Here is a 12,735-nt window from a genome sequence, read left to right as displayed (position 1 = left end):
AGGCGCTGATTTATGCGGATGTGGACCTTGCAGAAAGCCGTAAAGCTCGCGAGGCGAGCCCATATTTCAGGCTGCGGCGTCCTCAGTTTTACAGATAGATATCACTTTTCTGACGATACTTTCCCTCTTGACTTTCAATAAAATTATTATATATTAATCCAATAAGAAATACTAAACATATAAGTTTTTAAGGAAGTGATCAACGTGAGCAGAATCCATTTCGATCCTGACGTCTCAAGAATATGCATGTGTAAAACGCGATTTCGTGGGTCTGCGTACGATGTCCTCTGTAGAGCGGCGGATTGCATGTTGTGAACCTGATCGCCGATGAAACAGCGTGAGAATGATTGTATGACGACCAATGGGGAAGTTTAAATAACTTCCTCTTTTTTTTTAAGTTTTTTAAGAATCCACTTTGGACAAAGAAGGAGAAATTACAATGAAATTTATCAAAACAGCGAAAGTTTTTTTGAACGTATTTTCCATTTTATTGCTTGCAGGTTTGTTGTTTGCAGGAACCGCTTTCGGCGCGCAGGCCGCTTCACTGAACCAGGCGAAGGTCATCCATGTGGGGTGGCAGGGCTCCAGCCAGATCAGACATCTCGCGGTCGCCGAAGGGTTCTTTGAAAAGGAATTCGGGGCCGACGGCATCAAGGTTGAGTTCGAGCAATTCGCCTACGGGCCTCCCATTATCGAGGGTTTGGCGGCGGGCAGCCTCGACTTCGGCGAAGTTGGCGACATGCCCATCGTCACGGCGGTGGCGAACGGTCTTCCGATTCAGTCGATTTACAAAACGGGCGTCAACCCCGACAGCAACACCCTGCTGATTCCGGTGAATTCCACAATCACCAGCGTGGCGGAGCTCAAAGGCAAAAAAGTCGCCGCGTCCATAGGCTCTTCAGGGCATCATTACCTGGTGCTGGTGCTGGCCACAGTGGGGCTGACCGTCGAGGATGTGGAGCTCGTCAATCTGGGGGCCACGGATTTGGGAGCGGCTTTGGCCTCCGGTCAGATCGACGCGGGGACCACCTGGGAGCCCTACGGCACGATTTTCACCGGCAACGGGTCCGCGAAGTACCTCGCAAAATCCGCCGGAGTGAAACAAAACACCAGCACGATCATTGTGCGTAAGGAATTCGCGGAGAAAAATCCGGACATCACCGTCAGGTACCTGAAAGTGGCTCTGCAAATTGACGACTTTCTCCAGCAGGACCGCGAAAGGGCCATCAGGCTGATCGCGCAGGAAAGCGGGTTTAAAGAATCGGACCTGTCTGGATTTTTGATCAATCAGTACAATCCGTATTTCACCGATTTCGACTGGGACCAGATAACCAAAACGAAGGACTTCCTGCTGAAGAGCGGCCTTATCGATCAGGATTTTGACGTTCGAACTCTGTACACCGATAAGTATCTCATCGAAGCGGAAAAACTTTATAAAGCTTCGAAAAAGTAGAGAGCGGACGGGAAAGAAACGCGATCATGTGCACCCTGGGAAGCGTCAACAGAAAATATCTTTTTAAAAACCGCGACATCGGGACGGAAAACTCCTTTGAGGAGGAGATCGTGCGCAACAAACGCCGATATTCTTACGTTGGCGTCGCCGGCAGAACCAACCGGCAGGAGCGCGGCCTGAACAGCGGGATCAACGAGTGGGGCGTTTCCGCCGCCATCACCTGGGTGGGAGGACCTGAAGGCCTTTCTGAGGACATCCTGCGAAAAACTCCGCGAGGCGTGATCGTCGAAGACGTCGTCGGCAACGCCAAAAACCTGCTGGAGGCGGCGGAGATAGCTCAGTGGCACCTTGTGAGGGGCGCACACGTTGGAGGAAACATCGTCATCGCCAACGAAGAGGGCATCGTCTCCATTGAGGAGATCGACCGTCGTTTTGCCGTGGAATTTGTGGAGGAAGATTTCTTTTTCAGGACGAATCATTTTTTGAACCTGACCCGTCCTGTTGAGAACGACGACTCCCCGCATCGTTTCGAGGCCATCCGCCGTCTTTTCTCGGAGAAAAGCGCGGAAGATGTCGATGTGCCGTTTATCAGGGAACAACTTGCCTGGCGGGGGGAAGACGCGTTCATTTACAAAAAAACGGAGGACGGCCTCGGCTCCGCAACGGTCTCTGCCGTTATTTACGATATTCCGTCCTGCGTCGCCCACTACCGGTACGTTTGTGACCCGGGGGCGTCCTGGCAGATCCTGGAACCGCCGCAATGAAACTTCAGAATTTCTTTGCGCCGGAAAAAGTTTCAAAAATTCCCGACTGCTGCGTCATCGGGCTCGATATCGGTTCGCGGCAGTCAAAGGCCGTGCTTCTGACGGAAGGGGAAATATACACGTCCCTGACGCCCACGGGATTTTCCATGAAGAACACGGCGAAAGAGCTGTTGAAGGACCTTTCCCTTCAAAGCGGCGTGGAGGCCGAAACTGTCGATTACATCGTCGCGACCGGCTACGGACGCGTCTCCATCGATTTTGATTTCGCTCCATGCCGCACCGTGACGGAGATTTCCTGTCATGGACTGGGAGGCAGCTTCCTGGGCGAAAATATTCATACCATCATCGATATCGGAGGTCAGGATTCCAAGGTCATCCGCATCGATCCAAACGACGGGCGCGTGCTGGATTTCGTCATGAACGACAAGTGCGCCGCCGGAACCGGACGTTTTCTGGAAAAGACGGCCAACATCCTGGGCCGTGAGGTCGCCGAGCTTGGGGAGCTTTCACTGAGCGCGGTCAAAGCCGCCGACATCAGCAGTCAATGCGTGGTTTTCGCCGAGTCCGAAATCATCTCCGGCCGGGCCATGGGGGAAAACGTGAACAACCTTGCGGCGGGCATTCACGCCTCCGTGGTCAAACGCCTGAGCAATCTGTTGAGCCGCACCGGCGTCGAATCCGGCGTTTTGTTCTCCGGCGGGGTTTCCAAAAACGTCGGAATGAGAAAAGCTCTGGAGGAACTGTTAGGGTTCCCTGTCGTGACTTCACCCCTGGACGCCGTTTACACCGGAGCTCTGGGGGCCGTGCTCTTCGCCGGACTGTACGCCCTGCAGCGATCTGAACGCCGGCAGGCGGCCGCTTCCAGGTTCTCTCTGGACCTGACGGATTTGGACAACGCCGTCTCGAACCGGCAGGAACGCTACATCCAGAAAACGACGGGCAAAAAACAGAACGTGGCTTATCTCTGCACCTACACGCCCGTCGAAATTCTGAACGCGGCCAATGTCGCTCATATGCGCCTGCTGCACGCCGGCAATCAAAAAGAATTGAGCGCGGGGGAGACGATTACGCAAAGTATTTTTTGTGACTTCACCAAGAGCTGCCTGGGGGGATTTTCTGAAAATTATCCGCTCTATGCCAGCGTCGATAAAGTTTATACATTTTACACCTGCGACTGTATGCGAAAAACAGCGGAAGCCATTGGCGGACAGTTCGTCCCGACCAGCATTTTCAATCTGCCGCGTCTGATCGGAAATCAAAGTTCTCTGGATTATTACGTGACGGAACTGCGGGGCTTTACGGCAGACCTGGAAAAAATCACCAGGGAAAAAATTTCTCCGGAGAAAATCCGCGAAAACGTCGTTTTGTACAACAGAGTCAGGGCGCTGATGCGTCAAATTTCGGGCTTCCGTAAAATGACGCCGCCGCCGCTGAAAAGCATGGACTTTCAGAAGATTGCCCTGGCCTGCTATTATCTGCCTCCGCAGGAGTTGCTTCCGCATCTTGAGGGGATCGCGGCCCGGCTGAAAGAATATGAGCCGCCTGCGGACGGGCGCGGAACCATCCGATTGATGCTGGCAGGGGGAATCGTCGCCGACGGAGACGGCAAATTGACCGCCCTTATCGAGCGGGATCTGGGGGCTTCGATTGTGGTGGAGGACAACTGCACGGGGTACAGCCCCTTCGCCAAAGACGTGCCCGAAACCGGAGGAGACGTCTTCGAGGACATCGCGGCGGGCTATTTGGGGCAGGCCCCCTGCGCGAGGATGAAACCCCTTTCTGAGAGAGTGGAGTTCTCCGCCCGCCTTGCCCTCGAATACGACGTGGACGGAGTGGTGTTTTATTACATGAAATTTTGTCCTTGCTACGGCATGGCGAAAAACGAGTTTATCCGGCGCTTTCAGGAAATCGGCATCCCCCTGCTGGAATTGCCCGGTGACTATTCGGCGGGAGACGAGGGCCAGATCAAGACGAGGCTGGAGGCCTTTGTGGAAGTTCTGGAAAAGAGGGAAATCAATTTTGTCTGACATTCATAACGACATGGAAGCTCAAATGGAGCATATTCGCCACAGCAGGGACGTGGTGCACCGACATTCCCCCGGCGTGGGCAAAATTCTCGACCTGGCGGTCAATTACGTCTATGACGCGGAAAAAGCCAACAGAGAGGGCAGGGAGGTCGTCTGGACCGTGGGGCTGTCGGAGTGTCCCCTGTTTTACGCCTGCGGCGCGGTCCCGCTGGCCTTTACGGAACTCGGTCGTCTGGGAAGTGCTCAGGCCATGTCCGTGGCCGAGGGGCTGTTTCAGATTCCCCGTGAAACCTGTTCCATGGTCAAAATCATTATCGGGGAGTATTTTCTGCGCAGGGACGCCACGGTCAAACGCCTCTATTATCGCAGCGGGTCCTGCGAACCGTTCAATATCGCCTTCGAACTGATTAAGAAATACGGTTTCGACACGCGCGTGACGGATACGGGGTTCAAACCGGACGACATCAGTCAGGAGCGCTACGACAATTTAACAGAATATTATAAACGTCAGGTCAGGGACACGGCCCTTTGGATCTCCGGCCGGCCTTTGGACGAGGAGAGGCTGAGCGTGGAGATGAAGCGCTATAATCGCGCGATTCGCAAGGCGAGAACCATCATGAACCTCCGCAGACGGCACGCGACCTACATCAAAAGCCTGCCGGCCATGTTCGTTCTGCTGGGCTCCAGCCACTTCTACGGCAAACCTGAGGAGTACGAGGACGCGCTGGATCTCATTATTGAGGAAATGAGCGCTCTCAGGGAAGGCGAGTACGACGACGAGGTGGTGCGCCTGGTGTGGACGGGCGCCCGGGGGCAGGAGTTCGGCGTGTACGAGGCCATAGACGATGCCGGCGGAGGCGTGCTGGGCTGGTGCATTCCCAATACCTTCGAGGCGGGCTTCGACGAGTCCAAACCCCCTCTGGACGCCTTCGTGGAGTTTCAAATCGGAGGCAAGAACAGCGGCACCACGAGCCAGGCCTGCCTGGTGGTGGAAAACCAGATCAAAAAAAGCGACGCCGTGGGGATTATCATGTACGGGTATGTCGGCTGCTCCTTTGGAAGCATCGACGTCGAACTCAAGCGGGAATATTTTCGTAAGCGGAATATTCCTTCCATTTCCATAGATGGAACTTTTCAGGTCGGGCCGCCCACGGGACAGCTGGTCACGAGGGTCAGGGCTTTTGTGGAAATGCTTTCCTGAGCGGCAGAGCAGGGGTTGGAGGGAGCGATCGTCATGTCAGTTTCCAAACACGTTCTGGAAAACATCCGCGAAGATCTGTTCGAAGATATGTTCGATCATGGCCCGACGGTGGGGCTGGACATAGGGTCTCGGGCCACGAAGGGGGTTCTCCTCGCCGACGGCGCCGCCACCGCCGCTCTTGAGGCGAGCGGCGTCTCGAACAGGGAAACTGCCGACAGCGTGCTGCAACGGCTTCTGGATGCCGCGAACCTGAAAAGGACGGACCTGGCCTGTCTGGTGAGCACGGGTTACGGACGGATCACGCTGCGGTTCGACGACATTCCGTCCCGGATACTCACCGAGATCTCCTGCCACGCCATGGGAGCACACATTTTGAACCCGGCGACGAGGACGGTCATCGACATCGGCGGACAGGACTCCAAAGCCATCAGGGTTGAGCCGGACAGCGGCAAAGTGGTGGAGTTTATCATGAATGACAAATGCGCCGCCGGCACGGGCCGTTTCCTCGAAAAAGTGGCTCAGCTTCTGGAAATCGAGCTGGACGAGCTGGGAAACTGCGCGCTGCGGTCGAGTCATCCCGCCGAAATCAGCAGTCAGTGCGTCGTGTTCGCCGAGTCGGAGGTCATTTCGCTGAAAGCGGGAGGGGTGAGCCGGGAGGACATCGCCGCCGGCATTCACCTGGCCACGGCGCGCAGAATCAGGAGCCTGATGCGCAAAATCGGTCTGGAGCCCACCGTTCTTTTTACCGGCGGGACGGCGAACAATCCGGGTATGCGAGAGGCGCTGGAGGAAGTTCTGGAGGTGAAGATGGGAGACTCCTCCCTGGACGCCACGTACGCGGGAGCGCTGGGAGCGGCTTTTTACGCCGGGCGTTTCGCCCGGGAGCGGCAGTTGAGCTATGGAAATTACATATAACCTTTTAATTTTTTCGTTGTGGTGGGATTTATTATGAAGAAGAAAAATTTTTCCGATTTATTTTTTTTCAGCCTGATCCTTCCGGTGATTTTGATCGTCATCTGGGAGCTGGCCTGCAGGCAGGGCATGGTCAACACGACGATCCTGCCGTCTCCCGGGAGGATTTTAGGTTCGCTGGTCAGGCAGATAACTGGAGGCGGCCTGCAAAAAAACATCGCGGCGAGCCTGCGGAGAGTCCTGTTTGGTTACTCGGCGGGGGCCGTGCTGGGAATTGTGCTGGGGACTTTGATGGGTTTGTTCCCGCCCTTCGAAAAATCGATGCGGTTTCTGATTGAAATCCTGCGGCCGGTCCCCATCATCGCCTGGGTTCCGGTGTTGATTCTGTGGTCGGGCATTGGGGAGCGTTCCAAAATCATCGTCATCGCGATCGGCACCTTTTGGTCCGTGCTCATTAACGTCATGGACGGCATTCGCCATGTGGATAAAAAGTATATTGAAGTTTCCACTCTCTTCATGAAATCCCGAATGAACGTCATCATGAAGGTGGTGCTCCCGGCCGCGTCCCCTGGCATCTTCACGGGACTGCGCATCGGAGTGGGAACGGCGTGGATAAGCGTCATCGGCGCGGAAATGATCGCGGCCTCCTCCGGTTTGGGGTTTTTCATTTCCTACTCCCGGGAACTCGCTCAACCTGCGAATATGCTGGTGGGCGTTTTCACAATAGGGGTGATCGGCTGGGCAATCAACCGCTTTTTGCGCTTCGCGGAGAGCCGATTGCTGCGGTGGAACGTGAACGCATGACGACGCAGCCGGCGCATCCAAAAGAAGGCGGCCTGGTCATTTCGCGGCTGGGCAAGACGTTCTCCATCGAGTTCGGAGAGGTGAGGGCTCTCAGCGGCATCGATCTCACGGTGCAGCCGCGGGAATTTTTGAGCATCGTGGGCGCCAGCGGCTGCGGTAAGAGTACTTTGCTCCGCATGATCGCCGGGCTCGAAAGCTGCGAAGAGGGAACCATCGTCAGCAACGGCGAGGAAATTCACTCTCCCGGTTACGACCGCGGAATGGTTTTTCAGGAATCCAGACTGTTTCCCTGGCTCAACGTCACGGAGAACGTGACGTTCGGCATCAGCGAGTCGAACCGGAAAAAACTTTCCAAAAAAGAAAAACGCGATCTGGTTATGCAATACCTGAAACTCGTGGGGCTGGAAGGTTTCGCCGACGCGTATCCGCACCAGCTTTCGGGAGGCATGCAGCAGCGCGTCAGCATCGTGCGCGCCCTGATCGAAGAACCGAAGATCCTTTTGCTGGACGAGCCCTTCGGGGCGCTGGACGCTTTGACGAGAATCCACATGCAGAGGGAAATACTTCGCATTCGAGAGTTCAGGCGAATGACCATGATTCTTGTCACCCACGACATCGACGAGGCGATTTACCTGGGCGATCGGGTTATCGTGATGTCGAGCCGCCCGGGAACCATCAAACGGGAGATCAGGGTGGACCTGCCGCGTCCCCGCAACCGCAGCAGTTACGAATTTGTGAACATTCGTAAATCCATTCTTCAGGAATTTTTCGACGACCAGGACGTGGAGGAGGATTTTTCAATATGAATTTTAATATGAATTTTGATATGAAAATAAAAAATCTTGGCGAATTGGTCGAGCTGCGGGCAAAAGAAGATGGAAACCGGACGTTTTTGAGCGAGCCGGAGGGCAAAACCCTTTCTTTCGGAGAACTCGGCCGCGCCGTCGGGGACGTGAGCCAAAATCTCAAACGCCTGGGACTTCGGAAAAAAGATCGTGTCGCTCTGGCGTTTCACAATGGCATAGGAGCCTCGGTCGCCTTTTTGTCCGCAGTCGCCGGCGGAGGCGTGGCGGTTCCCCTCAACCCCGAAAGCGCGTCCAGGGAAATGGAATTTCTTCTGAAAAACTCCGGCGCGCGTTTTCTGCTGGCCGCCGATTCTCTGGGAGAGGCGCTCGAAAAGAAACTGCCTGAAGGCGTCAAAGAAGGCGTTAAAGTGGAAACTATCGCATCCGGACCGGTGCGTATGCTGCTTTTCGCTCTCTCCTCCGGAGGCCGCGACGGCGAAAAGGAGGACGACCTGCCGGAGGACACGGCTTTACTTCTTTACACGTCCGGCACCACAGGCGCGCCGAAGGGCGTCGTCCTCACCCACGGAAACCTGATTGCGGAGTGCGTCAACATTCAGGAGGCGCACCAACTCACCGGAGAGGACAAAGTTTTATGCCTGCTGCCGCTCCACCATGTCAACGGTCTGGTGGTCACTCTCCTGACTCCGCTTTTTGTCGGACACGAAGTCGTCATGCCGCCCAGGTTCAGCGCGCATTCTTTCTGGCGTTGGGCGGCATCGCACAGGGTCACGTGGTTCAGCGCGGTTCCCACCATCTACTCGATTCTTTTGAGCCGGGGCGAAGAAGCAGCGGAGACCTGCCGCCTGCGTTTCGCGCGGTCCGCGTCTTCGGCCCTGCCGGAGGCGGTGCTGAGGGAATTCGAAGAGCGTTACGGCGTTCCGGTGATTGAATCCTACGGAATATCCGAAGGGGGAAGCCAGATCACGAGCAACCCTCTGCCTCCGGCGCCTCACAAAGCGGGATCGGTGGGAATTCCCTTCGGCAGCGAGATCAAAATCGTTCTGGAGGATGGAAGTGAAGCGCCGCCGGGAATTGTGGGGGAGGTGGCGGTTCGGGGCGCAAACATCGCCGGCGGGTACTTCAAAAATCCGGAGGCCACGGCGGCGCAGTTCCGGGATTCCTGGTTTTTCACCGGCGACCTTGGCCGTTTCGACGAGGACGGTTATTTATTTTTGCAGGGCAGAAAGAAAGAGCTGATCAATCGGGCCGGAGAGATGATTTCTCCCCGTGAAATAGACGAAGTGCTGTACCTGTGCCCCGGGGTGGAATTGGCGGCCGCGGTGGGCGTGCCTCACTCGCTCTACGGAGAGGAGGTCGTCGCCTTTGTGCGCTTCCGTGAGGGCGCGGCGTTCAGCGAAGAGGACGTCAAAGCCTTTTGCCGGAATAGGTTGAGCGCGTTTAAAATACCCCGGCGTATTTACCCCGCTGAGGAATTTCCCAGGGGGCCCAGTGGAAAAATTCAGAGGCTCAGGCTCGTCGAGCGCTATCTGAACCTTCCGGAGGCCGAAAGATTATGAAGACGTCGTACATTGTGGACCTGGATCCCGAAGGCTGCAAAGGCTGCGGATACTGCCGAATCGTCTGCCCCAGGGGAGTCTGCGAACCGAGTCCGGATTTGAACGCGAAAGGCTACAGAATTTACCGGGCGAACGCTCCGGAAAAATGCGTCGGCTGCATGAAATGCGTCTTTGTTTGTCCGGACTTCTGCCTTGACGTCCTGCCCGCCTTTGGGGCGGATGCGGATGCGAAGGGGGCCATCGCGTGAAAAGGCTTTTTGACACGGGCAACGCGGCCATCACCGAGGGCGCCGTCATGGCGGGCTGCCGGCTCTTTTCCGGGTATCCCATCACGCCCGCCACGGAAATTGCGGAAAATATGTCCCGCCGAATGCCTCAGGTCGGCGGTTATTACATTCAGGCCGAGGACGAAACGGCTTCCTTTCACATCTGCATCGGAGGGGCCCTGGGCGGGCTCAAAGCCATGACCGCGACCTCCGGCCCGGGGTACGTGCTCTTCTCCGACCCTTACGGCTGGGCCATCGGCAGCGAAGTTCCGGTGGTGGTCGTCAACTCCCAGCGAGTCGGCCCGGTGAGCGGCATAACAGGCGCGCCCGGTCAGGGGGAGTTTTACCTCAGCCGGTATCCCACTCATGGAGGCAACTTCGAGACGATCGTCCTTGCTCCCGCCGGAGTTCAGGAGGCCTTTTCGATGACCGTCGAGGCTTTTTACCTGGCGGAGCGCTTTCGTACGCCGGTCACGCTGTTGGCCGACCAGATCGTTACCGACGGTTTGGAGTCCTTCGACCTTCCTGAAAACGAAGAAGAGCTGCGGGCGATGGGACTTCGGGTCATTCCGGGAAAAGCTCACGCCGGCCCGTGCTTTTATCCCGCCACCAGCGAGATCGACATTCCTCCGGTGCGTCTGGGGCGCAATACGGGCGGAGCCTGCTCCGACTGGACTCCGACCGAGGAGGGATACGACACCGAGGAGGTCGAAGCGCAGGTCAAACACGCTTACAGGCTTACCCGCAAGGTTCTGGATCACCGCGACCTTATCGACCGTTACGAGGGCACGTGTCTGGAAGATGATCCGGACGTCGTTCTGGTCAGTTACGGCAGCCCCTCCCGTGTGATGGCCAGCGCCGTCAAAAAGGCAAGAAGCCTGGGCCTGAAAGTCGGGGGAATCCGGCTGAAGTCCCTCTGGCCTTTTCAGGATCGTTTGTTCGCGCGCAGGGCTGTTTACCTGACGGTGGAGCTCAACCTGGACGGACAGCTCGTCCGGGAGGTTCAGCGGGCCGCAGGGGGAAGCGCCGTTCACTTCATCGGCAGGTGCGGCGAACTGCCGACGGCGGCGGAGCTGGTGGAGGCGGTCATCGGCCTTTCGGAAGGTTGTTTTCCCGCGCCGAAACTGTGGGAAAGGTGGGCCTGGTAAATGGACCGTTGGGCACGGCGCTGGCTGCGTGAGCGCAAAATTCCGAGCACTGCCTGCGTCGGCTGCGGCCTGGGGCAGGTGCATAAAAAAGTGTTGATGGCCGTCGAACAACTGAAACTTGGCGTCGGGGACGTGGTATGGGGAACGGGCATCGGCTGCGCGGGCCGGCAGACTTTCAACACCTGGAAAGGGGACAACTTCGCCGGAACCCACGGAAGGGTTTACGCCATCGCGACGGGCCTTCGAACGGCGCTGCCGGACGACAAAAAAATCATCCTGACGGTGGGCGACGGAGACGCCTTCGGCATAGGGCTTTCGCACCTGCTGCACTGCGCGAGGCGCAATCTCGGCGTCGCGGTGATCGTCGCCGATAATTTCGGATATCAGTCCACGGGAGGACAATATGGCTTCACGACGCCTTTGGGATGCGTCACGGACAGCAGCCCTTATGGAACCAGAGAGCAGGGCTGGCTGCAAAACGACATCGACATTTTGACGCTGCTGAAAGACGCGGGCGCCACTTTTCTCGCCCGCCATTCCAGTTTTGAAGGGCAAAACGCTGTGGACAGCGTAGTAAAGGCCATCGACAACAGGGGTTTTTCCCTTGTCCATTTCATCTACCCCTGCGTCACCCATTTTGGAGCGATTTCTCTCGGAAGCAGGGATAAGGAAGCCGTTTATCGCTGGTTTGAACGCCTTTTTCAGGACGGAGGAGATCCCCGTTTTCGAAGCGGCGTCTATCATGACGCGAGGGGCTCAAGGCCGGAGTTCGCGGCGTCTTTGCGGGAATGGACCGAAAGGGTGAGCAAAGAAAACAGCACGACGACGGGAAAGAGGTTTGATTAAGCGATGTTCAGGCAGGAGATTCTGCTCAGCGGATTCGGCGGTCAGGGGGTCGTGGCGGCGGGGAAAATTCTGGGCTGCGCCGCGGCTTTGCATGGCCTGAGGGTTACGATGCTGGTCAGTCACGGAACCGAAACCCGCGGCGGTTACGTGCGCAGTCAGGTCGTCGTTTCCGACGAACCAATCGACAGTCCGGTCGTGGAAAGTCCGGATATTTTCTGCGCGATGTCTCAGGCGGCCTGGAATCGTTTTTCTTTTTTGATGAAACAGGGGACCGTCCTGTATGATCCTGAAACCGTCAGCTTTCCGCCGGAATCCATCGTCGAAAAACCTTCGCGATTCGTTCGGCTCGCAATTCCGGCCGGCGCGACGGCGGAGGCGATTGGAAGCCGGCAGTTCGCCAACGCCGTTTTTGTGGGCGCGATCATAAAAGAGTTGGATTCCGTTCCGTTGGAAAGAGCGAAGCGGGCCATTCAAAAAATCGTCCCCCGCCTCACGGAAGAAAATATCCAGGCGCTTGAAGCGGGGTACCGATATTCATTCAAATAAATAAAACGTCTGAGACGTTACAAATGCAGACAGAATTATTTATATTTAAATGTTACTTTATAAAAATTTATAAAAATATACGAAAAATATCAAAACATCAGGCAAGAAGTATGCCAATCAGAGCGGTTTCCGCTTCGACGAGTATCAAACATTTCATTAATACCAATTTGAAATAAAGGGCCTAAAGTTAGAATAGCTAAAAGCAGTGATATTCAAACATTAGCTTCTTCATTAACGCTCGGTTGAAAGCAAATTGGTATAAATCTCCACAGTCGTGCCGCAGATAAATATTTTAACAATGAGATAAGTATTTATACTTAAAAATTAATACATAAATCACGTAAATGTAGTGAAATGGAAATTTTCGCCTTCATTTTTTCTTTATCAATCTTTAGAGACTGTC

Annotated in this window: 12 protein-coding genes; all 12 read left to right on the top strand. The window is 55.7% G+C overall.

Annotation, left to right across the window (positions count from 1 at the left end; all coding sequences use genetic code 11):
- Positions 1-439: 439 nt before the first annotated feature.
- From LBR61_10245 to LBR61_10190, 12 genes are read left to right on the top strand one after another with little or no spacing between them, the layout of a single operon-like run.
- On the top strand, positions 440-1,453 hold the full coding sequence (locus LBR61_10245; GenBank protein ID MDR1732456.1) for an aliphatic sulfonate ABC transporter substrate-binding protein: 1,014 nt from the start codon (positions 440-442) through the stop codon (positions 1,451-1,453).
- Positions 1,454-1,479: 26 nt separating this feature from the next.
- A complete protein-coding gene (locus LBR61_10240; protein MDR1732455.1) occupies positions 1,480-2,217 on the top strand; it encodes a C45 family peptidase in 738 nt (245 codons plus the stop codon).
- Positions 2,214-4,244, top strand: coding sequence for an acyl-CoA dehydratase activase (locus LBR61_10235; GenBank protein MDR1732454.1), 2,031 nt, complete (start codon positions 2,214-2,216; stop codon positions 4,242-4,244). Before LBR61_10240 ends, LBR61_10235 begins: the two co-directional genes overlap by 4 nt.
- Positions 4,237-5,445: a 2-hydroxyacyl-CoA dehydratase family protein gene (locus tag LBR61_10230; GenBank protein ID MDR1732453.1), complete on the top strand. Its 1,209-nt coding sequence runs from the start codon at positions 4,237-4,239 to the stop codon at positions 5,443-5,445. The genes LBR61_10235 and LBR61_10230 overlap by 8 nt, the downstream gene beginning before the upstream one ends.
- Before the next feature lie 33 nt (positions 5,446-5,478).
- On the top strand, positions 5,479-6,360 hold the full coding sequence (locus LBR61_10225) for an acyl-CoA dehydratase activase (protein MDR1732452.1): 882 nt from the start codon (positions 5,479-5,481) through the stop codon (positions 6,358-6,360).
- 33 nt (positions 6,361-6,393) lie between these two features.
- The gene (locus LBR61_10220) at positions 6,394-7,161 is read left to right on the top strand and encodes an ABC transporter permease (protein MDR1732451.1); all 768 of its coding nucleotides are present in this window, start codon (positions 6,394-6,396) and stop codon (positions 7,159-7,161) included.
- Entirely contained in the window at positions 7,143-7,967 is an 825-nt protein-coding gene (locus tag LBR61_10215) for an ABC transporter ATP-binding protein (protein MDR1732450.1), read from the top strand. The genes LBR61_10220 and LBR61_10215 overlap by 19 nt, the downstream gene beginning before the upstream one ends.
- Complete coding sequence (locus LBR61_10210) at positions 7,964-9,526, top strand: AMP-binding protein (protein ID MDR1732449.1); 1,563 nt, start codon at positions 7,964-7,966, stop codon at positions 9,524-9,526. The genes LBR61_10215 and LBR61_10210 overlap by 4 nt, the downstream gene beginning before the upstream one ends.
- On the top strand, positions 9,523-9,774 hold the full coding sequence (locus tag LBR61_10205) for a 4Fe-4S binding protein (protein ID MDR1732448.1): 252 nt from the start codon (positions 9,523-9,525) through the stop codon (positions 9,772-9,774). Before LBR61_10210 ends, LBR61_10205 begins: the two co-directional genes overlap by 4 nt.
- A complete protein-coding gene (locus LBR61_10200) occupies positions 9,771-10,940 on the top strand; it encodes a 2-oxoacid:acceptor oxidoreductase subunit alpha (protein ID MDR1732447.1) in 1,170 nt (389 codons plus the stop codon). Before LBR61_10205 ends, LBR61_10200 begins: the two co-directional genes overlap by 4 nt.
- Complete coding sequence (locus LBR61_10195) at positions 10,941-11,786, top strand: hypothetical protein (protein ID MDR1732446.1); 846 nt, start codon at positions 10,941-10,943, stop codon at positions 11,784-11,786. It abuts the gene before it with no gap.
- A gap of 3 nt (positions 11,787-11,789) precedes the next feature.
- Positions 11,790-12,332 carry a 2-oxoacid:acceptor oxidoreductase family protein gene (locus LBR61_10190; protein MDR1732445.1) on the top strand — a complete coding sequence of 181 codons (543 nt, stop codon included), beginning with the start codon at positions 11,790-11,792 and terminating at the stop codon, positions 12,330-12,332.
- Positions 12,333-12,735 lie beyond the last annotated feature (403 nt).

The organism is Synergistaceae bacterium (assembly GCA_031272035.1).
Classification (GTDB): domain Bacteria; phylum Synergistota; class Synergistia; order Synergistales; family Aminobacteriaceae; genus JAISSA01.
This window is presented reverse-complemented; position numbering and strand designations above follow the sequence as displayed.

Excerpts from the sequence above, each read along its gene's own strand:
- LBR61_10245 (MDR1732456.1), top strand. The coding sequence starts at position 440 with ATGAAATTTATCAAAACAGCGAAAGTTTTTTTGAACGTATTTTCCATT.
- LBR61_10240 (MDR1732455.1), top strand. The coding sequence starts at position 1,480 with ATGTGCACCCTGGGAAGCGTCAACAGAAAATATCTTTTTAAAAACCGC.
- LBR61_10235 (MDR1732454.1), top strand. The coding sequence starts at position 2,214 with ATGAAACTTCAGAATTTCTTTGCGCCGGAAAAAGTTTCAAAAATTCCC.
- LBR61_10225 (MDR1732452.1), top strand. The coding sequence starts at position 5,479 with ATGTCAGTTTCCAAACACGTTCTGGAAAACATCCGCGAAGATCTGTTC.
- LBR61_10220 (MDR1732451.1), top strand. The coding sequence starts at position 6,394 with ATGAAGAAGAAAAATTTTTCCGATTTATTTTTTTTCAGCCTGATCCTT.
- LBR61_10210 (MDR1732449.1), top strand. The coding sequence starts at position 7,964 with ATGAATTTTAATATGAATTTTGATATGAAAATAAAAAATCTTGGCGAA.
- LBR61_10205 (MDR1732448.1), top strand. The coding sequence starts at position 9,523 with ATGAAGACGTCGTACATTGTGGACCTGGATCCCGAAGGCTGCAAAGGC.
- LBR61_10195 (MDR1732446.1), top strand. The coding sequence starts at position 10,941 with ATGGACCGTTGGGCACGGCGCTGGCTGCGTGAGCGCAAAATTCCGAGC.
- LBR61_10190 (MDR1732445.1), top strand. The coding sequence starts at position 11,790 with ATGTTCAGGCAGGAGATTCTGCTCAGCGGATTCGGCGGTCAGGGGGTC.